General features: G+C 70.1%; 19 protein-coding genes and 1 tRNA gene. 14 read left to right on the forward strand and 6 right to left on the reverse strand.

Features of this window, described 5'->3' with window-relative positions; all coding sequences use genetic code 11:
- The first annotated feature begins 24 nt into the window (after positions 1-24).
- Positions 25-111 (forward strand) — tRNA-Leu (locus PARJ55_RS0107930).
- A gap of 381 nt (positions 112-492) precedes the next feature.
- Positions 493-1,779, forward strand: coding sequence for an O-acetylhomoserine aminocarboxypropyltransferase/cysteine synthase family protein (locus tag PARJ55_RS0107935; protein WP_028712546.1), 1,287 nt, complete (start codon positions 493-495; stop codon positions 1,777-1,779).
- A 39-nt stretch (positions 1,780-1,818) separates the two neighbouring features.
- Here the strand turns inward: PARJ55_RS0107935 and PARJ55_RS0107940 are convergent, their stop codons facing one another.
- Positions 1,819-2,652: an SIMPL domain-containing protein gene (locus PARJ55_RS0107940; protein ID WP_028712547.1), complete on the reverse strand. Its 834-nt coding sequence runs from the start codon at positions 2,650-2,652 to the stop codon at positions 1,819-1,821.
- A 196-nt stretch (positions 2,653-2,848) separates the two neighbouring features.
- Between PARJ55_RS0107940 and PARJ55_RS0107945 the strand changes: the two genes are divergently transcribed.
- The 3 genes from PARJ55_RS0107945 to PARJ55_RS0107955 all read left to right on the forward strand — a co-directional run bounded on the left by PARJ55_RS0107945 (position 2,849) and on the right by PARJ55_RS0107955 (position 8,620).
- The gene (locus tag PARJ55_RS0107945) at positions 2,849-6,106 is read left to right on the forward strand and encodes a hypothetical protein (RefSeq protein WP_028712548.1); all 3,258 of its coding nucleotides are present in this window, start codon (positions 2,849-2,851) and stop codon (positions 6,104-6,106) included.
- 266 nt (positions 6,107-6,372) lie between these two features.
- Positions 6,373-7,887 (forward strand): Asp-tRNA(Asn)/Glu-tRNA(Gln) amidotransferase subunit GatB, encoded by a 1,515-nt coding sequence (gene gatB / locus PARJ55_RS0107950; RefSeq protein WP_028712549.1) that lies wholly within the window; start codon positions 6,373-6,375, stop codon positions 7,885-7,887.
- Between the two features lie 223 nt (positions 7,888-8,110).
- Entirely contained in the window at positions 8,111-8,620 is a 510-nt protein-coding gene (locus PARJ55_RS0107955) for a DUF4177 domain-containing protein (protein WP_028712550.1), read from the forward strand.
- 70 nt (positions 8,621-8,690) lie between these two features.
- On the opposite strand, the gene PARJ55_RS0107960 is transcribed toward PARJ55_RS0107955, so the two are convergent.
- Positions 8,691-8,906, reverse strand: a complete 216-nt coding sequence (locus PARJ55_RS0107960) for a SlyX family protein (protein WP_028712551.1) — start codon at positions 8,904-8,906, stop codon at positions 8,691-8,693.
- A 48-nt stretch (positions 8,907-8,954) separates the two neighbouring features.
- Between PARJ55_RS0107960 and hisS the strand changes: the two genes are divergently transcribed.
- Genes hisS through PARJ55_RS21635 form a run of 4 tightly spaced genes read left to right on the forward strand, consistent with a single transcriptional unit; the run spans position 8,955 to position 12,616 of the window.
- Positions 8,955-10,439, forward strand: coding sequence for a histidine--tRNA ligase (gene hisS, locus PARJ55_RS0107965; protein WP_028712552.1), 1,485 nt, complete (start codon positions 8,955-8,957; stop codon positions 10,437-10,439).
- A complete protein-coding gene (locus PARJ55_RS0107970) occupies positions 10,436-11,518 on the forward strand; it encodes an ATP phosphoribosyltransferase regulatory subunit (RefSeq protein WP_028712553.1) in 1,083 nt (360 codons plus the stop codon). Before hisS ends, PARJ55_RS0107970 begins: the two co-directional genes overlap by 4 nt.
- Positions 11,515-12,192, forward strand: coding sequence for an ATP phosphoribosyltransferase (gene hisG, locus PARJ55_RS0107975; RefSeq protein ID WP_028712554.1), 678 nt, complete (start codon positions 11,515-11,517; stop codon positions 12,190-12,192). Before PARJ55_RS0107970 ends, hisG begins: the two co-directional genes overlap by 4 nt.
- 52 nt (positions 12,193-12,244) lie before the next feature.
- Positions 12,245-12,616 carry a hypothetical protein gene (locus PARJ55_RS21635; protein WP_232215679.1) on the forward strand — a complete coding sequence of 124 codons (372 nt, stop codon included), beginning with the start codon at positions 12,245-12,247 and terminating at the stop codon, positions 12,614-12,616.
- Positions 12,617-12,667: 51 nt separating this feature from the next.
- Here PARJ55_RS21635 and ftsY read toward each other — a convergent pair whose 3' ends face one another.
- Together ftsY and PARJ55_RS0107990 are read right to left on the reverse strand one after the other, a co-directional pair.
- Positions 12,668-13,711 carry a signal recognition particle-docking protein FtsY gene (gene ftsY, locus PARJ55_RS0107985; RefSeq protein WP_028712556.1) on the reverse strand — a complete coding sequence of 348 codons (1,044 nt, stop codon included), beginning with the start codon at positions 13,709-13,711 and terminating at the stop codon, positions 12,668-12,670.
- A gap of 128 nt (positions 13,712-13,839) precedes the next feature.
- Positions 13,840-14,769, reverse strand: coding sequence for a class I fructose-bisphosphate aldolase (locus PARJ55_RS0107990; protein WP_028712557.1), 930 nt, complete (start codon positions 14,767-14,769; stop codon positions 13,840-13,842).
- A gap of 408 nt (positions 14,770-15,177) precedes the next feature.
- On the opposite strand from PARJ55_RS0107990, the gene PARJ55_RS0107995 reads away from it, so the two are divergent.
- Positions 15,178-15,363, forward strand: a complete 186-nt coding sequence (locus tag PARJ55_RS0107995) for a hypothetical protein (protein WP_156929451.1) — start codon at positions 15,178-15,180, stop codon at positions 15,361-15,363.
- 41 nt (positions 15,364-15,404) lie between these two features.
- Here the strand turns inward: PARJ55_RS0107995 and pgk are convergent, their stop codons facing one another.
- Positions 15,405-16,601: a phosphoglycerate kinase gene (gene pgk / locus PARJ55_RS0108000; protein WP_028712559.1), complete on the reverse strand. Its 1,197-nt coding sequence runs from the start codon at positions 16,599-16,601 to the stop codon at positions 15,405-15,407.
- Positions 16,602-16,779: 178 nt separating this feature from the next.
- Here pgk and PARJ55_RS0108005 point away from each other — a divergent pair, with 178 nt between their 5' ends.
- From PARJ55_RS0108005 to PARJ55_RS0108020, 4 genes are read left to right on the forward strand one after another with little or no spacing between them, the layout of a single operon-like run.
- The gene (locus PARJ55_RS0108005; RefSeq protein WP_028712560.1) at positions 16,780-17,289 is read left to right on the forward strand and encodes a peptidylprolyl isomerase; all 510 of its coding nucleotides are present in this window, start codon (positions 16,780-16,782) and stop codon (positions 17,287-17,289) included.
- Positions 17,279-17,884 (forward strand): peptidylprolyl isomerase, encoded by a 606-nt coding sequence (locus PARJ55_RS0108010; RefSeq protein ID WP_028712561.1) that lies wholly within the window; start codon positions 17,279-17,281, stop codon positions 17,882-17,884. Before PARJ55_RS0108005 ends, PARJ55_RS0108010 begins: the two co-directional genes overlap by 11 nt.
- 60 nt (positions 17,885-17,944) lie before the next feature.
- Positions 17,945-18,400, forward strand: a complete 456-nt coding sequence (locus tag PARJ55_RS0108015; protein WP_028712562.1) for a YaiI/YqxD family protein — start codon at positions 17,945-17,947, stop codon at positions 18,398-18,400.
- Between the two features lie 48 nt (positions 18,401-18,448).
- A complete protein-coding gene (locus PARJ55_RS0108020) occupies positions 18,449-19,009 on the forward strand; it encodes a DUF2585 domain-containing protein (protein WP_028712563.1) in 561 nt (186 codons plus the stop codon).
- Between the two features lie 120 nt (positions 19,010-19,129).
- Here PARJ55_RS0108020 and tyrS read toward each other — a convergent pair whose 3' ends face one another.
- Positions 19,130-20,374 carry a tyrosine--tRNA ligase gene (gene tyrS, locus PARJ55_RS0108025; RefSeq protein WP_028712564.1) on the reverse strand — a complete coding sequence of 415 codons (1,245 nt, stop codon included), beginning with the start codon at positions 20,372-20,374 and terminating at the stop codon, positions 19,130-19,132.
- Positions 20,375-20,401: the final 27 nt, after the last annotated feature.

The following is a 20,401-nucleotide window of genomic DNA, read 5'->3' on the forward strand; positions in this document are numbered from 1 at the left end:
TATGAGACGCGGGCCTACGGACGTGCGGTCGTGGCGGAATTGGTAGACGCGCAGCGTTGAGGTCGCTGTTCCTTAACCGGAGTGGAAGTTCGAGTCTTCTCGACCGCACCATATTTCCCTTGCATATCAAGCGGTTGCGCATGGTCGCGGCGTCAGCCCTGAGGGGCATGGCATCCGCTGGCGGTCCGTGCCGGGCGAGAGGGGGCGTTGCCCCCGTCCCTGCGGGACTCCCCCAGGATATTTGGGCAAGAAAGAAGGGCTGGAGACGGTCCCCGCAGCGGTGCCGGAGGTCCTGAAGCCGCGCATGCCGGGCCAGGAAAGACGCTGGCGAGATGGAAGGCTTTCCTTGGGAAAGCATTCTGGAAAACAGTTTTTCTCCAGGGATTTCCTGCGACATCATGGTGTTTCTTTCCGCGCGGCCTGGCGCCGATTTCCGTGGATTTCCGCCATGGCTTGCGCCTAGTCTCTGCCCCGAACCAGGGGAGAGTTTCCATGTCCGAGAATTGGGGTTTCGACACCACCGCCATCCATGCAGGCAGCGCGCCCGACCCGGCGACCGGGGCGCGGCAGGTACCGATCTATCAGACCACCGCCTTTGTCTTCAAGGACGCCGCCCATGCCGCGCGGCTCTTCGGCCTGCAGGAGGTCGGCTATATCTATTCCCGCCTGACCAACCCGACCGTCGCGGCGCTGCAGGCGCGCGTGGCCGGGCTGGAGGGCGGGGCCGGCGCGGTCTGCTGCTCCTCGGGCCATGCGGCGCAGATCATGGCGCTGTTCCCGCTGATGGGACCGGGGCGGACCATCATCGCCTCGACCCGGCTTTACGGCGGCACCATCACCCAGTTCAGCCAGACCATCAGGCGCTTCGGCTGGTCGTGCAAATTCGTCGACCTGGACGATCTCGACGCGCTGCGCGCCGCCATCGACGACGACACCCGCGCCATCTTCTGTGAATCGATCAGCAATCCCGGCGGCTATGTCACCGATATCCCGGCGGTCGCGAAGGTTGCGGACGAGGCCGGCCTGCCGCTGATCGTCGACAACACCTTGGCCACGCCCTTCCTGTGCAAGCCCATCGAGATGGGCGCGACGCTGGTCGTCCACAGCCTGACCAAATACATGACCGGCAACGGCACGGTGACGGGCGGCGTGATCGTGGATTCGGGCAAGTTCGACTGGTCGGCCTCGGGCAAGTTCCCCAGCCTGTCGGAACCCGAGCCCGCCTATCACGGGCTGAGGTTCCACGAGACCTTCGGTGCGCTGGCCTATACCTTCCACGGCATCGCCATCGGGCTGCGCGACCTGGGCATGACCATGAACCCGCAGGCCGCGCATTACACGCTGATGGGCATCGAGACGCTGGGCCTGCGCATGGCGCGCCATGTCGAGAATGCGCAGAAGGTCGCGGAATGGCTGGAGAAGGATCCGCGCGTCACCTCGGTCACCTATGCGGGCCTGGCGTCGTCGCCCTGGAACGCGACGGCGCGGCGGGTCTATCCCAAGGGGGCGGGGGCACTGTTCACCTTTGCGATCAGGGGCGGCTATGACGCGGCGGTGAAGCTGGTCGACAACCTCAAGCTGTTCAGCCACGTGGCGAATCTGGGCGACTCGCGCTCGCTGGTGATCCATTCCGCCTCGACCACGCACAGCCAGCTGACGGACGAGCAGAAGATTGCCGCCGGGGCCGGCCCGGACGTGGTGCGGCTGTCGATCGGCATCGAGGACGCCGCGGACATCATCGCCGACCTGGATCAGGCGCTGGCCGCCGCCACTGCCTGAGGCGGAACGGGCGGCGAGTCGCCTCGCCGCTCGCCTTGGTCAGTTCGCCGGGGCTTCCTCGGCCTCGCCTTCGCCCTCGGGCGCCGGCGGCTCGCCGCCTTCCGGCGCATCGGCCGGCTGCATGGCGAAGACGGCGGTGACATTGGCGCTGACGGCCAGCTCGCCCGCCTCGATCGGCGTGTCGGCGGCGCCGGCCGCCTCGGCGCGCATGGCCATCATAGGCCGCGGCCCGCCGCCCATCTGCACATCCGACAGCGAGATCAGCCGGCCGAGCCGCATCCCCGCCGCCTCGGCCATCACCTCGGCGCGGCGGCGCGCATCCGCCACCGCCTCGATGCGGGCCTGGTCCTCGGCCTCGGCCATGTCCTCGCGCGAGAAGCCGATGCCGCTGATCTCATTGGCGCCCGAGGCGACCAGCTTGTCCAGCACCGCGCCCAGCCCGCCGATGTCGCGCACCCGCACGGTGACGCTGTTCTGCGCGCCGTAGCCGGTCAGCTTCGGCGGCTGGCCGTCCTGATAGTCGATCACCGGCGACAGGTTCAGCCCCGAGGTCTGGATGTCGCGCGCCTCGATGCCCTCGGCCTTCAGCGCCTCGATGACCTTGGCCTGCTGTTCGGCGTTCTGCGCCATGGCCTCGGCGGCGGTGGCGGCGCGGGTGCTGACGCCCAGGGTGATCGTGGCCAGGTCGGGCTGGGCCGTGGCCTGGCCCTGGCCGGTCACGGTCAGCCGGGCGACGGGGGAATGTTTCATGCCATGATGTCCCATAGGTGCGGGCAGCGGCGGGGCGTCGGGCGGGGCAGGCTGCGCGAGCAGCGGGCCAGCGCCCAGAACGATCAGCGTCGCGGCGGCGATCAGGGGTCGGAATTGGGGCATCGGGTGGTTTCTCCTTGGCGCGCCGGAGCGGTGCGGTCGCGCGATTGTCCTCATGAGCCCGTATAACCCCGGAATTTCGTTCCGGATGCCTCACAATCCGGTGTTCTGCTTTTCACGGATCGCGTTCTGGGTTAGTCCGAAGGGACCAATGACCAAGATGCGCCCCGGCGCCCGGAACCGAAAGCAAAGCCTGTCGATGTCGCTTGATTCCGTTACCGAATACGCTCTCTCTTTCAGCGAGGATGCCGTGCATCTGCAGCGGCGCGACCGGACCGGCGGTCAGGGCGGCGCGAACTGGCGGCATCTGGGTTCGGTCGATTTCGCTTCCGCCAGCTTCCGCGAGGAATTCACCCGCCTGCGCGCCATGGCGACCGGCGCCGGAGTCGAGGCGGCGCTGCCGGTCACGCTGGTCATTCCCGACGACCAGATCCTTTATACCACGCTGACCGTCGCGCCCGGCGCCGACCGCGCGCGCGCCGTGGGCCGGGCGCTGGACGGGCTGACCCCCTATGCCATCGACGACCTGGCCTTCGACTGGGAGGGCGACGGCGACAGCGTGCGCGTCGCCGCCGTGGCCCGGCAGACCCTGCGCGAGGCCCACGATTTCGCCATGCAATACGGGTTCGAGGGGCAGGGCTATTGCGCGACTCCTGCCCCGGATCTCTATCCGGGCGAGCCGGTCTTCGTGCTGGAGCCTGCGGCACGTGCCCGTCCGCAGGTCGATCCGGCGCAGGCGGCGGTGACCGCTTCGGCGCTGCTGATCGAGGAGGAACCGCCCGAGGCGGGGGACGCGCTGGATCTCGGCGGCGATCAGGCCGAGGACCCGGACGAGGAAATCGCGGCCGGGGACCCGCCCGGGCCGCCCTCGGACGGGCCGTTGTCCCCGCCGGAAGATGGCGAGACTTCGGCCGCGCCGGCCCGGCAAGCCCAAGAAACCGCGGCGCAGCCGTCGGACGAGGAAGCGCAATCCGCCGCAGCGCCGTCGCCGGTGGACGCGGCCGCGCCCAGCCCGGACGCGGAGGTTGTTGCGGGTCCGGCCGCGCCGCTTGACGGCCCGGCTTCGGCCGCGTCGCCATCCCCTGCCGGGCCCATCCCTGCCGAAGCGGCGCCAGAGGCCGAAGCCCCTGCCGCCGAACCCGCCCCTGCCGCCGAGGCTCCGGTCGCCGGCCCCGATCCGGTTGCGCCCCCGACCCAGGCGGTGGATGCCGATCCTGCCGAGCCGCGGCAGCAGCCCGAACCCCTTGCAACTGCGGCAATCGGCCCTGCGCCCAAGCCCGGCGAGCCGAAGGAAGATTCCGCCCCGGCCGCGCCACAGGTCGAGGCCGCCCCGGTCGCGGAAACCGCTGTGGCCGGGACATCGGCCTCGCGCGCCGTTCCGCCGGCCGGCCCTGCCGGCTCGGCGGCTCTGAACGCGCGCGCGCGTGCCATGCATGACCGCGCCGCCGGCGCCCGTCAGGCCCGGCCCGTCGGCGCCGCCCCGGTTCCGCCCCGCCGCCCGGGCGAGCGCGGCGGGCTTCTGGGACTGGTCGCCATGCTGGGCGTGCTGGTCCTGGGCCTGATCCTGATCTGGGCCTTCCTGGTTCCGGAAAGGCAGGGCGGTCAGCTTGCCGCCATCGCCCCCGCCGAGCAGGCCGCGCCGGCGCAGCCCGTTCCGTCCGCGCCGACCCCGGCCGAGCCCGACCCGGCCCCCGACGCAGCCGCCGCGCCGGCCCCGGCTGCGGCTGCCGACCCAGCCCCCGCCCCGGTCCCGACCGCTGCCTTGCAGCCGGCGGCCGCGCCGCTGCCGTCCGCCGCGCCGCAGCCCGATACCGCCCCGGCGGGCACCGTCCTGCCCGCCGCAACGCATGCCGCGCCGGTTTCGGCCCTGACCGAGGAAGAGCAGCGTCGCGTTCTGGTTGCCGGGACCGCCGTCGCCGCCGCGGTGATCTCCTCCTCCGCGCCGGCCTCGGCCCCTGTGCCGGCGGATCCGGCCCCGTCTCAGGCCGGCATTTCCGCCACCGTTCCGGCCCGGACCGTCGTCTCGGCCCGCCCCGCAGCGGCACCGGCGGCATCGCGGAACCCTGCGCCGGCCGCTGCGCAGACCCGGCCGGCCGCCACCCGGCTGACCAGCTCGGCCCGGCCGCAACTGGCGCCGCGGCGCACCACGCCGCAGGCCAGCGTGCCGCGCGCCGACACCGCGCCCAACCTGCCCGCGAACCCGCTGCCCTTCGAGGCGAGCCAGCGGCAGGCCCGGCCCGTCACCAGCGCCCGTCCGCCCGAGCGCAGCCGCCGCGCCGCGCCTGCGCCCGCGGCCCCGGCGGCCCCCGTCGCGGCCGCCCCGGCCGGTGCCCAGCCCGTCGCCACGACCAGCAGCGCCGCGCTGCGCGGCTCGGCCCGGCCGCCCTCGCGTCCCGAAGGCTCGGCCCCCGAGCTTTCGCCCGGCCCTTCCGGCAGCGGCGGGGCCGACGGGCTGACCCCGGACGAACGGCAGCATCTGCGGATGCTGATCCGCGATCTGGGGCGCTCGGGTCTGGTGTCGCTGCGCGCCGCGCCGCCGCCGGGCGAGCGTCTTGCCCAGGTCCGGCCGCAGCGCAAGCCGGGCACGGCCAGCGATGCCGTCAGCCCTTCGGCCATCGACGACGCGCTGAGGTCGGCGACCACGCCGCCACCGGACAAGCCCGAACGCGCCGCCGCCCCCGCTGCCGCGCCCGCCCGGGATTCGGGCGGGCTTTTGCATGGCTCGGCGCGCCCGCGGGCCCGGCCCGGTGCGGCGGCCGTCTCGGGCCAGGCGGTCGAGGCGGCGATCTCGGCCGCGGTCGAGGCTTCGCCGGCCACGCCGGGCGGGGTGCAGCTTTCCGCCCTGGCCTCGTCGCCGCTGCCGCCCCGGCGCGGCGATGCCGCCCCCGCGGCGGCGGCCGCCCCCGCTGCCGTTCCGCCCGCAGCGCCCGAGGCCGCGCCGCCGGCCGCCCCCGGACCCAGCGAGGCCGAACTGGCCGCGCGCCGCGCCCTCGACGAGCAGCTGCAGGCCCAGGCCGAGGCCCGCATCCGCGCCCGTGCCGCCGCCGACGCCAAGGCCGAGGCCGAGGCCCGCGCCCAGGCCGAGGCCCGGGCCCGCGCCCAGGCCGAGGCCGAGGAACGCGCCGCCCGCGCCCGGCGCCAGGATTACAAGCCGCCCGAGATCGACAACGAGCCCGAGATCGCGGCCGGCGCCGTGGGCAAGGGCGCGACCACCGCCACCGTGGCCAAGGCGGCCACCCAGGCGCGCGGCCTCGACCTGGGCCGCACCACGGTCATCGGCATCATCGGCGCCGGCAAGGCCAGCCGGGCGCTGATCCGGCTGCGCAACGGCAAGGTGGTGACCGTGCGGCTCGGCGACCGCATCGACGGCGGCACCATCAACTCGATCGGCGACGGACGGCTGACCTATGTCAAGGCGGGCCGCACCCATGAATTGCGGATGCTGGACGGCCGCTGATCCGGCCTTCGTCCCGCCGGTCGCGCGTCCGCTGTGAGCCGAGGCAGCGCAGACCGGCACCTGCCGCCCGCGCGAGGGCCTGCACCTGTCCCGTCCCGCTGCTTGCGGATACGGCCATCTGCCTGCCGCTGTCGCCCCGCCTTCGCCGACGGCATGCCCCGCACAGCGCCGCGGTGCGGTTCGCGTCGCCGGCTCGCCGGTCCCGGCTCTTGCGAGCCGCGCCCCAAGCGCCTAGAAGGCTGGGCAGCCTTGCCAGGGAAAATGCCATGCTCGACCATCTGACCTATACCGCCCCGGAACCGAAGATCATTCAGGGCGCGAAACAGGACTGGGAACTGGTTATCGGGCTGGAGGTCCATGCCCAGGTCGCCTCGAACGCCAAGCTGTTTTCCGGCGCCTCGACCGGCTTCGGCGCCGAGCCGAACAGCCATGTCGCTTTCGTCGATGCCGCCATGCCGGGCATGCTGCCGGTGATCAACGAATTCTGCGTGGCGCAGGCGGTCAAGACCGGCCTCGGCCTCAAGGCGCGGATCAACCTGGTCTCGGCCTTCGACCGCAAGAACTATTTCTATCCGGACCTGCCGCAGGGCTACCAGATCAGCCAGCTCTACCACCCCATCGTGGGCGAGGGCGAGGTGATCGTCGACATGGCCCCCGGCATCGCCCGCCGTGTCAGGATCGAGCGCATCCACCTGGAACAGGATGCCGGCAAGTCGATCCACGACATGGACCCGAACATGTCCTTCGTCGACCTGAACCGCACCGGCGTCGCGCTGATGGAGATCGTCAGCCGCCCAGACATCCGCGGCCCCGAGGAGGCGGCGGCCTATGTCGCCAAGCTGCGCCAGATCATGCGCTACCTCGGCACCTGCGACGGCAACATGCAGAACGGCAACCTGCGCGCCGACGTGAACGTCTCGGTCTGCGCCCCCGGCGCCTATGAGCGATATCAGGAAACCAGCGATTTCAGCCATCTCGGCACCCGCTGCGAGATCAAGAACATGAACTCGCTGCGCTTCATCCAGGCCGCCATCGAATACGAGGCCCGCCGCCAGATCGCCATCATCGAGGACGGCGGCACGGTTGTGCAGGAAACCCGGCTCTACGATCCCGACCGCGGCGAGACCCGCTCGATGCGCTCGAAGGAGGAAGCCCACGACTATCGCTATTTCCCCGATCCCGACCTCTTGCCGCTCGAGATCGAGCAGGACTGGGTGGACGGCATCGCCGCCGCCATGCCGGAACTGCCCGACGAGAAGAAGGCGCGCTTCGTCAAGGAGCTCGGCCTGTCGGAATATGACGCCGGCGTGCTGACCGCCGAGGTCGAAAGCGCCGATTACTTCGAGCAGGTGGCCGCCGGCCGCGACGGCAAGATGGCAGCGAACTGGGTCATCAACGAGCTGTTCGGCCGGCTGAACAAGGAAGGGCTGAGCGTCGAGACCTCGCCGGTCTCCGCCGCCCAGCTCGGCGGGGTGATCGACCTGATCGGCTCGGGCGCGATCTCGGGCAAGATCGCCAAGGAGCTGTTCGAGATCCTCTGGACCGAGGGCGGCGACCCGGCCGAGATCGTGGAATCGCGCGGCATGAAGCAGGTCACCGACCTCGGCGCCATCGAGGCGGCGGTGGACGAGATCATCGCCGCGAACCCGGCGCAGGTGGAAAAGGCCAAGGCCAACCCCAAGCTGGCCGGCTGGTTCGTCGGCCAGGTGCTGAAGGCGACCGGCGGCAAGGCCAACCCGGCGGCGGTGAACGAGCTGGTGGCGAAGAAGCTGGGCGGCTGACTTGTCAGGGGCGTCCCGAGACGGTGCGCCCCGCCCATCCGCATGGGCCGGGCGGCGTCCCCGCCGGCCCTCGCCGTCCGGCTCTAGGCAGGCCCATCGTGCCCGGCTTTCCCTCCTTCCGCTCCCGAACATGTGCAGCGGGCGACGCGCGCCGGCATTGCGCAGCCCGCTTCCCTTGGCCGGCCATCTCGCCTAACCTTCGGCCCAAAGGAAAGGCATCCGCATGAGCAGCTACGAATACACCGTCATCCCCGCACCCGCCCGCGGCGAAAAGGTCCGGGGCGCGAAATCCGGGATCGAGCGTTTCGCCGCCACGCTGACCGATGTGCTGAACGACATGGCCCGCGACGGCTGGGACTATGTCCGGGTCGAGACACTGCCGGCCGAGGAACGCTCGGGCCTCACCAGCCGAACCACGGTCTATCACAACCTGCTGATCTTCCGCCGCGCCCTCGCCGCGCCCGGCCGGCAGCAGGTCCCCCTGCCGGCCGCCACGGCCGAGCCGCAGCCCGCCGAACCTGCCGCCATGGAACCCGCCGCCGAGGAAACCCCGGCCGGCACCGCCCAGCAGCCGGCGCGCGGCCCCTTCAGCCAGCCGATGCGCGCCACCCCCAAGCCGGCGCCGCTGGCCGCCCCCGGCAACCATACCCGTGCCCGCGCCGCCGAGCCGCCGCTGACCGCGCCGCAAGCCCCGGCCCCGGCCGGCCCGCGCCTCGGCCCCGCCAGCCGCTGATTTCTCCGTTTTCCAAATACTCCGGGGTGAGCCCCCGGCACGGGGGCGAGGGGCAGCGCCCCTCGGGCCCTCACCAATGCGGCGGCCGCTGGTCCGCCAGCGGCACGGTGCCCGCCTCGGATTCGCGTTCGGCCTCGCGCTCCATCAGCATGCCGACATGGCGCGCCAGCCGGGCGATCTCGCTTTCCTGCCGGGCCACGATGCCCGACAGATCCTCGACGGTGCGCGCCAGATAGGCCACGGCTTCCTCCAGCCGCTCGATGCGTTCCTGCGTCTGCTTGTCCATTCATCCTCCATCCGTTAGACCGCCGCATGGAAAAGCCCGAGGCAAACCATGGCGAAAGATCAGAAGAAACAGCCCCGTCCCAAGGCCGAGACGCCCAAGGGGTTCCGCGACTATTTCGGCGCGGATGTGACCGAGCGCAAGCAGATGCTCGACCGCATCGCCGAGATCTATCATCGCCACGGCTTCGAGCCGCTCGAAACCAGTGCCGTGGAAACCGTCGAGGCGCTGGGAAAGTTCCTGCCCGATGTGGACCGCCCCAATGCCGGCGTCTTTGCCTGGCAGGAGGCCGAGGTTCCGGGTGGCGGCGCCGGCGACTGGCTGGCGCTGCGCTATGACCTGACCGCGCCGCTGGCCCGCGTCGCCGCGCAGTTCCGCAACGACCTGCCCAGCCCCTATCGCCGCTATGCCATGGGCCCGGTCTGGCGCAATGAAAAGCCGGGGCCGGGCCGCTTCCGCCAGTTCTACCAATGCGACGCCGATACCGTGGGCTCGGCCTCGGTCGCCGCAGATGCCGAGATCTGCGCCATGCTGGCGGCGGCCTTGGAACATGCCGGCATCGCCCGCGGCGACTACCTGATCCGCATCAACAACCGCAAGGTGCTGAACGGCATCCTGGAATCCACGGGTGTGGCCGAGGGCAAGCCTGCCGACGACGTGCTGCGCACCATCGACAAGTTCGACAAGGTCGGCGAGGAAGGCGTGCGCCAGTTGCTCACCACCGGCCGCAAGGACGAGTCCGGCGCCTTCATCGAGGGCGTGGGCCTGAGCCCGGAACAGGCCGGTCCGGTGCTGGCCTTCCTGACCTCGAAGGGCGCGGACAACGCCGCGACGCTGCAAAACCTGCGCGCCGCCGTCGGCGCCTCGACCGTGGGCGCCGAGGGCGTGGACGAACTGGCCCAGATCGCCGGGATGCTTACCGCCATGGGCGTGGGCGAGGATCGCGCCGTCATCGACCCCTCGATCGTGCGCGGCCTGGGCTATTACACCGGCCCGGTCTTCGAGGCCGAGCTGACCTTCGAGATCCTCGACGACAAGGGCCGCAAGCGCCAGTTCGGCTCGGTCGCCGGCGGCGGGCGCTATGACGGGCTGGTGGAACGCTTCACCGGCCAGAAGGTGCCCGCGACCGGCGTCTCCATCGGCGTGGACCGGCTGCTGGCCGCCCTGCGCGCCAAGGGGCTGATGGGCGGGGCCGAGCCGGGCCCGGTCGTCGTCACCGTCATGGACCGCGAGCGCATGGCCGATTACCAGGCCATGGCGGCGGAACTGCGCGCGGCCGGCATCCGCGCCGAGGTCTATCTGGGCAACCCCAAGAACTTCGGCAACCAGCTGAAATATGCCGACAAGCGCAATGCCCCGGTCGCCGTCATCCAGGGCGGCGACGAGGCGGCGCGCGGCGTGGTGCAGGTCAAGGACCTGATCCTGGGGGCGAAGATCGCGGCCCAGGCCAGCCACGAGGAATGGAAGGCCCAGCCCGCCCAGACCGAAGTGGCCCGCGCCGATCTGGTCGCCGAAGTCCGGCGCATCCTGGGATGAGCAAGCGCGAGAAACAGGCCATCGGCCAGCAGATCCTTGCCGCCTTCCGCGCCGCCGGGGCCGAGGAGGTCGCGCCCGACCTGCTGCTGCCGGCCGAGACCTTGCTGGACCTCTATGGCGAGGACATCCGCGCCCGCGCCTATGTGACCCAGGACCCGATCCGCGGCGAGATGATGCTGCGCCCCGACTTCACCGTGCCGGTGGTGCAGATGCACATGGCCAGCGGCGCCGAGCCCGCCCGCTATTGCTATCTGGGCGAGGTGTTCCGCAAGCAGGACCATGGCGAGACGCGCCCCGAGCATCCGCGCGACAACGAATACCTGCAGGCGGGCTTCGAGCTTTTCGCCCGCGACCCGGACGCCGATGCCGAGGTCTTCGCGCTGTTTCACGACATCCTCGCGCCCCTGAAGCTGCAGGCCAGCATGGGCGACATGGACCTGCTGATGGACGCGGTGCGCGCCTTGCCGCTGTCGGGCGCGCGCCGCGCCGCGCTTTTGCACCACATCTGGCGGCCGCGGCGCTTTGCCAAGGCGCTGGCGCGCTTCGCCGCGCCGGCCGAGGCCCGCAGCTTCCCGAAAAGCGCCGCGCCCTGGACCGGGCTGCGTTCGCCGGCCGAGATGCAGGCCCGCATCGACCGGCTGCGCAGCGATGCCGCCGAGGCGCCGCTGCCGCCGCAATGGGTCGAGCGGCTGGAGCGGCTGTTCGCCATCCAGGCCCCGGCCCCCGAGGCGCTGCGGCAGCTGCGCGGGCTGGCGGCCGAGATCCCCGATATCGCCGAGGCGGTGGACCGGCTGGAACGCAACCTGGCGGCGCTGTCCGCGCGCGGCATCGACGTGGCCCAGGTGCATTTCGACGCCAGCCATGGCCGGCACACGATGGAATATTACGACGGCATGACCTTCAGCTTCGCGGCGGCGGGGCGCGAGGACTGGCCGCCCGTCGCCTCGGGCGGGCGCTACGACGCGCTGGCGGCGGTTCTGGGCCAGGCGCAGGGCCGCTCGATCCCGGCGGTGGGCGGCATCATCCGGCCGGGTCTGGTTTACGAATTGGGGGGCCAGGTCTTGGGGAAAGCAGCATGATCCGGCTGGGCGTGCCGTCCAAGGGACGGCTGATGGAGCAGTGCTTCGACTGGTTCGCCGCCCGCGGCGTGACCCTGTCGCGCGCCGGGTCCGAGCGCGAATATGCCGGCCGGGTCGACGGGGCCGGGGACGTGGCGCTGGTGCTGCTTTCGGCGGGCGAGATCCCGCGCGAGCTCATGGCCGGCCGCATCCATCTGGGCGTGACCGGCACCGACCTGATCCGCGAGAAGCTGGCCGGCTGGCGCAGCCATGTCGAGGAACTGGCGCCGATGGGCTTCGGCCATGCCGACCTGATCCTCGCCGTGCCCGCCTGCTGGTCGGATTGCGAGACCCTGGACGATTTCGCCACCATCGCCCGCGATTTCCGCGCCGAGCACGGCTTCCGCCTGCGCATCGCTACCAAGTATCACCGGCTGGTGCGCGCCTGGCTTTCGGCGCAGGAGGTCGCGGATTACCAGCTGGTCGACAGCCAGGGCGCGACCGAGGGCACGGTGGCCAACCTGACCGCCGAGGCCATCGCCGACATCACCTCCTCGGGCGAGACGCTGCGCGCCAACCACCTGAAGATCATCGGCGAAGAACCGATCCTGCGCTCGCAGGCGACGCTCTTGCGCTCGCTGGCGGCGGGGGACGAGGCCGAGGTGCGGGATTTCGCGGCACGGCTCGGGCTCTAGAAACCTCGGGCGGGGCAGGGGCGTTGTGCCTTGCCACCTGTCACGGAGAAAGATGATGCGCTTGGCCGCCCTGATGCTGATCCTGTCCGCAAGCCCCGCGCTCGCCGCCTCCGCGGAGGCCTGGGAGCAGTTCCGCCAGGATGTCGAGACGGCCTGCACCGCGCTGGCCCCCGAAGCGGGCGAGACGGCCATCGAGGTCAACCCCTTCGGTTCGGAAAGCTATGGCGCGGCGCTGCTGATCACCACGCTGGCCGATGGCGGGGTGGATCGTTACGTCTGCATCTATGACAAGCAGGCCGGAACCGCCGAGCTGACCGCGCCCTTCACGCCGCCGCAGGAAGTGGTCGAGCCGCAGGCCGATGCGGCGGGCAATGTCGCGCCGGTCGAGGACACCCGGACGGACGCGCATCTGGTCAAGCCGTGACGCCCGCGCCTGTCGCGCGGCCGCATGGGTATTTGAAAAACAGAGAAAGCTTCAGTCGAGCCCGACCAGGGCCCGCGCGAAGTCTCGGGCGTCGAAGGCGTCGAGATCGTCGATCTGCTCGCCCACGCCGATGGCATGGATCGGCAGGCCGAAGCGGTCGGCCAGGGCCACAAGAACGCCGCCGCGGGCGGTGCCGTCCAGCTTGGTCATGACCAGGCCCGAGACATCGGCGAGCTTCTGGAAGGTCTCGACCTGGCTCAGCGCGTTCTGGCCGGTGGTGGCGTCCAGCACCAGCAGGGTGTTGTGCGGCGCCGAAGGGTCCTTCTTGCGGATGACGCGGACGATCTTGGCCAGCTCCTCCATCAGGTCCTGGCGATTCTGCAGGCGGCCGGCAGTGTCGATCATCAGCAGGTCGGCGCCCTCGGCCTCGGCCCGGGTCATGGCGTCGAAGGCGAGGCTGGCGGGGTCCGAGCCCTCGGGCGCGGTCATCACCGGCACGCCGGCGCGCCGGCCCCACACCTGCAATTGCTCGACGGCGGCGGCGCGGAACGTGTCGCCGGCCGCGATCACCACCTTCTTGCCCGCCGCCTTGAACTGGCTGGCGAGCTTGCCGATGGTGGTGGTCTTGCCCGAGCCGTTCACCCCCACCACCAGAACCACCTGCGGCCGCTTGGGATAGAGGGGCAGGGGCTTGGCGACCGGGGTCATGATGCGGGCGATCTCCTCGGCCAGCAGCTCTTTCAGCTCGGTGGCCGAAATGCGGCGGCCCATGCGGCCTTCGGCGATATTGGCGGTGACGCGCAGCGCCGTTTCGACACCCATGTCGGCCTGGATCAGCATCTCCTCGAGCTGCTCCAGCATCTCGTCGTCCAGCTCGCGGCGCGGCTCGGCCGTGGCGGCCTGGCCGAAGATGCGGCCGAGAAGCCCGGGCTTGGCGGGCGTGTCGGAGATCGGGGCTTGCGGGGCCGGGGCCGCGGGCGGCACCGGCGCGGCGCTTTCCGGTTCGGCGCCTTCGGACACGATGTCATCCAGCCCCGCGCCGATCTTCGACGAGGACCGCGTCAGCCGCTCGCGCAGTTTCGAGAAAAACGCCATGCACCCATCCTTCTGCCTGTGGCGCAAGAGACTAGGCGTTCCGCGGCCAAAGGAAAAGGGCGCCTGCGAAGCGCCCTTCTTTCTTGTCGAAATATCCCGGGGGTGTGGGGGCAGCGCCCCCACGGCGCTCAGGCCTTGCCCAGATAGATGTCGACCAGCTTCTGCAGCATGTCCAGCGCATCCTCGCGCGAGCGCTGAAAGCTGTTGCGGCCGATGATCGAGCCGTTGCCGCCGCCGTCGCGGATGGCGCGGGCGTCGTCATAGACCGCATCCGCGCCCTTGGCCGCGCCGCCCGAGAACACCACGATGCGCCGGCCGTTGAAGGCCGACTGCATGCAATGCGCGACGCGCTTGGCCTGGGTCGAGATGTCGATGCCCTTGGCCTCGTAGACCTTCTTCGCCTCGCCCAGTTCCAGGTGGTCGGTCGAGAGCTTGATCTTGATGACATGCGCGCCGATCAGCGCCGCGATCTGCGCGGCATAGGCGGCGATGTCGATGGCGGTCTCGCCGTCCTTGCTGATCGCCTCGCCGCGCGGATAGGACCAGATCACCGTCGCCACGCCCTTGGCTGCGGCTTCCTTGCGCATCTCGACGATCTCCTCGATCATGTCGAGCGCCATGTCCGAGCCCGGATAGATGGTGAAGCCGATGGCCGAGCAGCCCAGCCGCAGCGCGTCGTCCACCGAGGCGGTGATCGCCTGGTTCTTGCCGGCCGTGTCCGACATCAGCGAATTGGCCGAGTTCACCTTGAGAATGGTCGGGATCTGGCCGGCGAAGGTGTCGGCGCCCGCCTCGATCATGCCCAGCGGCGCGGCATAGGCGTTCAGCCCGGCGTCGATGGCCAGCTGATAGTGGTAATGCGGGTCGTAGCCGGCCGGGTTCGGTGCAAAGCTGCGCGCCGGGCCGTGCTCGAACCCCTGGTCCACGGGCAGGATGATCATCTTGCCGGTGCCGGCCAGCTTGCCGGTCATCAGCATGCGGGCCAGCTGTGCCTTCACACCCGGCGCTTCGCCCTCGTAATTGGCGAGGATCTTGCGGACGGTATCGGTCATCTGCATCGGGAACTCCATGTCTGAATGCGGGCTGATTAACAGACCCGTCGCCGAGGGCAATCGCGATTGCGCTAACGGAACCGGCGGCGGCGGTCCGGCGCTGTTGCGAGGTCGGAATTGCCGGGATCCCCGGGGCAGCCGAAGACCGCGGCGGCATTCCCGAACCAATCCGCCAGAACCTCCGTTTCCCCTGGTGCGGGGCCGGCCTCCTTGGTCTCGATCGGGGCCCTTTTTCTCGCTATCTGTCCCTCGATACCGACTCGCGTGATGCCGGCGCAACCTGCCGCCCGCCGCGATCTCCGCGGCCCTGGCGGTCGAGCCCGCCCCGTCAGGGGGAACGGATCCTGCGTCCTGCCGCACAACCTTGACGGGAACCGGGCCGTCGAGGCAGGGTTGATCGAAGAGGAGGCGCCCATGCCCGACGATCCTGACCCCGACCGTGAACGGGCCGCCCGCCGTCATCTCGTGCCGATCATCGGCATGGGTGTGGCGGTGATCGTGGCGGTGATCGCGCTCATCCTGTTCATCACCGCCGGGTCCGGGAAGCAGGACGACGCGCCGCGCGCCGACCCGCCCGCCCAGCCTGCTGCGCAGGACTGAGGCGGCGTCGGGCAGGCGGCCGCGCGGCCCCCTGCCTGCCGTCAGCGTTTCTGCAGCGCCGCCACGCCCGGCAGTTCCTTGCCCTCCATCCATTCCAGGAAGGCGCCGCCGGCGGTCGAGATGAAGGTGAAATCGCCCGAGACGCCGGCCTTGTTCAGCGCCGCCACCGTGTCGCCGCCGCCGGCGACCGAGATCAGCTTGTCCTCGCGCGTCAGCCGCGCCGCTTCCTGCGCGGCGGCATTGGTCGCGGCGTCGAAGGGCGGGATCTCGAAGGCGCCGAGCGGGCCGTTCCAGATCAGCGTGCGGCAGGTCTCGAAGACCTCGCGGATCTTCGCCACGGTCGCCGGGCCGGCGTCGAGGATCATCGCATCGGCGGGGCAGGCGTCGGCCGCCACCGTCTCGCTTGCCGCGCCGGCCTTGAACTCGCGCGCCACCACCACGTCCACCGGCAGGTGGATGGTGCAGCCGGTCTTGCCGGCCTTTTCGAGGATGTCGCGCGCGGTGTCGGCCATGTCGCGCTCGGCCAGCGACTTGCCGACCTCGATGCCCTGGGCGACCAGGAAGGTGTTCGCCATGCCGCCGCCGATGACCAGGTGATCGACCTTCTCGATCAGGTTGCCGAGCAGGTCGAGCTTGGTCGAGACCTTGGCGCCGCCGACCACCGCCACCACCGGGCGCTGCGGATTGCCGAGCGCGGCGTCCAGCGCCTTCAGCTCCGCCTCCATCAGCCGGCCGGCGGCGGCGGGCAGCAGCCGCGCGATGCCCTCGGTCGAGGCATGCGCCCGATGCGCGGCCGAGAAGGCGTCGTTCACATAGGCCTGACCCAGCGCCGCCAGCGAGGCGGCGAAGGTCGCGTCATTGGTTTCCTCGCCCGGATAGAAGCGGGTATTCTCCAGCAGCAGCACGTCGCCCTTGGCAAGATCGGCCACGGCGCGCTTGGCGGGGCCGCCGATGGCTTCTTCGGCGAACTTCACCGGCTGGCCGAGCGCCTTTTCCAGCGCCGGGATCACCACCTTCAGGCTCATGCTGTCCACGCGCTGGCCCTTGGGGCGGTCGAAATGCGCCAGCAGCACCGGGATGCCGCCCCGGGCCTGGATGTCCTTGACGGTCGGCACGATCTTTTCGATCCGGGTGGCGTCGGTGACCTGGCCGTTCTCGACCGGGACGTTCACGTCCACGCGGACAAGCACCACCTTGCCGTCAAGCTCCAGGTCGTCGATCGTGTTGAAATCCGCCATGGTCTCGTCCCTTTCCTGATGGGCTTTGGCGCCCGTGCGCGGTTTTCCCGCATCATGACATTTTCGTCAACCGGCCCCGCAATCATGGACGGCGGCGAACCGCCGGGGGCAATGGCGGCGTTGTATGGGCGAAGCGAAATGCTTATGCCTTTGCCCAAGCCATCAGAAGGAGACCCCCATGGCCGAGATCAAGGATCCCGAGAACACGGTCATCATCGAGCTGAAGGACGGCCCGGTGGTGATCGAGCTGCTGCCCGATGTCGCCCCGAAACATGTCGAGCGCATGAAGGAACTGGCCCGGGCCGGGAAATACGACAATGTGGCCTTCCACCGCGTGATCGAGGGCTTCATGGCCCAGACCGGCGACGTGGAACATGCCAATATGGAAAACAACTACAATCCGGGCCGCGCCGGCACCGGGGGCTCGGACCTGCCGGACCTGCCGGCCGAGTTCTCGCGCCTGCCGCATGACCGCGGCACGCTGGGCGCGGCGCGTTCGATGAACCCGAACAGCGCCAACAGCCAGTTCTTCATCAACTTCAAGGACAACCATTTCCTGAACGGGCAATATACCGTCTATGGCCGGGTCATCGAGGGCATGGAGCATGTCGACAAGATCGCCCGCGGCGAGCCGCCGGCGAATCCCGACCGGATGATCTCGGTGAAGGTGGCGGCCGATGCGCAGTAAGCTGCTGGCTTCCGCCCTGCTGCTGGCCGCCGGCGCGGCCGCCCATCCGGTCCTGGCCGAGGGTCTGCCGGGCGTCACCGACGGCCCCGGCCCGAACCTGGTGATCGAGGTCGCCGATGCCAAGGGGAACGCCAAGGGCCGGATCGTCCTGGACCTCTATAACGACAAGGCACCGAAGCATGTCGAGCGGCTGGTGACGCTGGCGAAGTCCGGCGCCTATGACGGGGTGGTGTTCCACCGCGTGATCGACGGCTTCATGGCCCAGACCGGCGATGTCGAGTTCGGCAAGCATGGTGGCGACACCGCGCGGGCCGGCATGGGCGGCTCGAACATGCCGGACCTGCAGGCCGAGTTCAACGATGTCAGCTTCCAGGCAGGCACCGTGGGCATGGCGCGGGCGCAGGACCCGAATTCGGCCAACAGCCAGTTCTTCATCGACTTGGCGCCGGCCACCTTCCTTGACGGGCAATATACCGTGGTCGGCCAGCTGGTCGATGGCTGGGATGTGCTGAACGCGGTCAAGAAGGGCGATCCCGCCGCCAACGGCTCGGTGGTCGAGCCCGACTACATGGTCAAGGTGACGGTCGAGGAATAAGCCCGCCGCCCGACCCGAAAGCCCCGCCCCGCGCGGGGCTTTTCTTCAAGGAGTCCCCGCATGACCACGCTTTACATCGACGCCGACGCCTGCCCGGTCAAACCCGAGGCCGAACGGGTCGCGACCCGGCTGCGCGTGCCGATGGTGCTGGTCTGCAACGGCGGGCTGCGGCCGCCGGCCAATCCGCTGCTGTCGCTGGTGATCGTGCCCGAGGGGCCGGATGCGGCCGACCAGTGGATCGCGGCGCATTGCGGCCCGGGCGACGTGGTGGTCACCACCGACCTGCCGCTGGCCGACCGCTGCCTCAAGGCCGGCGCGCAGGTCGTGCAGCCCGACGGCGAGGTGCTGACGCCGGGCAATATCGGCCCGCGGCTGGCGACGCGCGACCTGATGCAGGACATCCGCGCCGCCGACCCATTCCACCAGGGCCGCGGCGGCGGTTTCGGCAAACCCGAGCGGGCGCGGTTCCTGCAAGCGCTGGACCGGGTGATGGCGGCGGCGCTGCGGGCCGGCTAGCGTGCGGGCCATGGACAGCGCGCCGCGAAGATGATTTCACCTCGCCCCATGTTCACGCGCCGATCCGCCCCTTACTGGGCCAGCTTCCTCATCATCCTCCTGGCTGCGGCCTGGCTGCTCTGGATCGGGCGCGAGCCGATCTGCACATGCGGCCATGTCAAGCTCTGGCACGGCGAGACGATGAGTTCCGAGAATTCGCAGCATCTGACCGACTGGTATACGCCCTCGCACATCATCCACGGGCTGCTGTTCTATGCAGGGCTGTGGCTGGTGGCGCGGCGCCTGTCTTTCGGCTGGCGGCTGGCGATCGCGACGCTGGTCGAATCCGCCTGGGAGATCGTCGAGAATTCCGACGCGATCATTGGGCGCTACCGCGCGGTGACCATCTCGCTGGACTATTACGGCGACAGCGTGGTCAATTCGGTGGCGGATATCCTGGCGATGGTGCTGGGCTTCGTGCTGGCGGCGCGGCTGCCGGTCTGGGCCTCGGTCGCCATGGTGATCGGCTTCGAGGCGCTGACCACCTGGCTGATCCGCGACGGGCTGGTGCTGAACGTGCTGATGCTGCTCTGGCCGCTGGAGGCGGTGAGGGCCTGGCAGGGCGGGTGAGAAAGCGGCAGTGGACACCCCCCGCTTGGCATTCGAACGGTAGAGGGCGGGCGACAGGGCTTCCCCGGCCCTGTCGCTGGGGGTATTGGGGGAGCGAAGAAGTCGCGCGCCGCTCTTCGCTTATCCCACCTGCACCATGCGGTGCTTCTTCTTGCCGACCGAGACCTTCAGCCCCTTGCCGATCAGCGCCGCGTCGACCGGCAACTGCGGGTCCGAGACCGCCTCGTTGTTCAGCCGCAGCCCGCCCTCGGCGATCAGGCGCTTGGCCTCCTTGCCCGAGGCGGTGATGCCGGTCTGCGCCAGCAGTTGCACCACCGTCAGGCCCGAGGCCAAGGCATCGGCGCCGATGGTCACCACCTCCAGATCGCCGCCGGCGCCGCCCTGCTCGAAGACCTCGCGGGCGGTCGCCTCGGCCGAGGCGGCGGCTTCGGCGCCGTGCAGCAGCGTCGTGACCTCGTTGGCGAGGATGATCTTGGCGGCGTTGATCTCGGAGCCGGAAAGCCGGCCGAGGCGGTCGCATTCCTCGACCGGAAGCTCGGTATAGAGCTTCAGGAAGCGGCCGACATCGGCGTCGGTGGTGTTGCGCCAGAACTGCCAGAACTCGTAGGGCGACAGCATGGCGCCGTTCAGCCAGACCGCGCCGCCGGCCGATTTGCCCATCTTGCGGCCGTCCGAGGTGGTCAGCAAGGGCGAGGTCAGGCCCCAGATCTCGGCATCCAGCACGCGGCGGGTCAGGTCGATGCCGTTGACGATGTTGCCCCACTGGTCCGAGCCGCCCATCTGCAGCCGGCAGCCATAGCGGCGATACAGTTCCAGGAAATCATAGGCCTGCAGGATCATGTAGTTGAATTCGAGGAAGCTCAGCGACTGCTCGCGGTCCAGCCGCGACTTGACCGATTCGAAGCTGAGCATCCGGTTCACGCTGAAATGCCGGCCGATGTCGCGCAGGAAATCCAGGTAGTTCAGCCCGTCCAGCCATTCGGCATTGTTCAGCATCGTCGCCCGCCCTTCGCCATAGTCGAGGTAGCGGGCGAAGACCTGCTGCATGCCGTCGATATTCGCCTGGATCGCCTGCGGGGTCAGCAGCGGGCGTTCCTCGGACCGGAAGGACGGGTCGCCGACCTTGGTGGTGCCGCCGCCCATCAGCGTGATCGGGCGGTTGCCGGTCTTCTGGAACCAGCGCAGCATCATGATGTTCAGCAGGTGCCCGACATGCAGGCTGGCCGCCGTCGCGTCATAACCGATATATGCCGTCACCGGGCCGTCGATCAGGGCGTCGTCCAGCGCCTGCATGTCGGTGCAGTCCGCCAGATAGCCGCGTTCGATCATCACGTTCAGGAAATCGGATTTGGCACGGTAGGTCATGGGCTGTTCCTTTCGAATGGCGCGGAT

The organism is Paracoccus sp. J55, assembly GCF_000513975.1.
Taxonomy (GTDB): domain Bacteria; phylum Pseudomonadota; class Alphaproteobacteria; order Rhodobacterales; family Rhodobacteraceae; genus Paracoccus.

Coding starts and splice junctions, on each gene's coding strand:
- hisG (WP_028712554.1), top strand. CDS start 11,515: ATGATCCGGCTGGGCGTGCCGTCCAAGGGACGGCTGATGGAGCAGTGC.
- pgk (WP_028712559.1), bottom strand. CDS start 16,601: ATGGCGGATTTCAACACGATCGACGACCTGGAGCTTGACGGCAAGGTG.
- PARJ55_RS0107990 (WP_028712557.1), bottom strand. CDS start 14,769: ATGCAGATGACCGATACCGTCCGCAAGATCCTCGCCAATTACGAGGGC.
- PARJ55_RS21635 (WP_232215679.1), top strand. CDS start 12,245: ATGATGCGCTTGGCCGCCCTGATGCTGATCCTGTCCGCAAGCCCCGCG.
- gatB (WP_028712549.1), top strand. CDS start 6,373: ATGCTCGACCATCTGACCTATACCGCCCCGGAACCGAAGATCATTCAG.
- PARJ55_RS0107995 (WP_156929451.1), top strand. CDS start 15,178: ATGCCCGACGATCCTGACCCCGACCGTGAACGGGCCGCCCGCCGTCAT.
- ftsY (WP_028712556.1), bottom strand. CDS start 13,711: ATGGCGTTTTTCTCGAAACTGCGCGAGCGGCTGACGCGGTCCTCGTCG.
- PARJ55_RS0107960 (WP_028712551.1), bottom strand. CDS start 8,906: ATGGACAAGCAGACGCAGGAACGCATCGAGCGGCTGGAGGAAGCCGTG.
- tyrS (WP_028712564.1), bottom strand. CDS start 20,374: ATGACCTACCGTGCCAAATCCGATTTCCTGAACGTGATGATCGAACGC.
- PARJ55_RS0107955 (WP_028712550.1), top strand. CDS start 8,111: ATGAGCAGCTACGAATACACCGTCATCCCCGCACCCGCCCGCGGCGAA.
- PARJ55_RS0107945 (WP_028712548.1), top strand. CDS start 2,849: ATGTCGCTTGATTCCGTTACCGAATACGCTCTCTCTTTCAGCGAGGAT.
- PARJ55_RS0107970 (WP_028712553.1), top strand. CDS start 10,436: ATGAGCAAGCGCGAGAAACAGGCCATCGGCCAGCAGATCCTTGCCGCC.
- PARJ55_RS0107935 (WP_028712546.1), top strand. CDS start 493: ATGTCCGAGAATTGGGGTTTCGACACCACCGCCATCCATGCAGGCAGC.
- hisS (WP_028712552.1), top strand. CDS start 8,955: ATGGCGAAAGATCAGAAGAAACAGCCCCGTCCCAAGGCCGAGACGCCC.
- PARJ55_RS0108020 (WP_028712563.1), top strand. CDS start 18,449: ATGTTCACGCGCCGATCCGCCCCTTACTGGGCCAGCTTCCTCATCATC.
- PARJ55_RS0108015 (WP_028712562.1), top strand. CDS start 17,945: ATGACCACGCTTTACATCGACGCCGACGCCTGCCCGGTCAAACCCGAG.
- PARJ55_RS0108010 (WP_028712561.1), top strand. CDS start 17,279: ATGCGCAGTAAGCTGCTGGCTTCCGCCCTGCTGCTGGCCGCCGGCGCG.
- PARJ55_RS0107940 (WP_028712547.1), bottom strand. CDS start 2,652: ATGCCCCAATTCCGACCCCTGATCGCCGCCGCGACGCTGATCGTTCTG.
- PARJ55_RS0108005 (WP_028712560.1), top strand. CDS start 16,780: ATGGCCGAGATCAAGGATCCCGAGAACACGGTCATCATCGAGCTGAAG.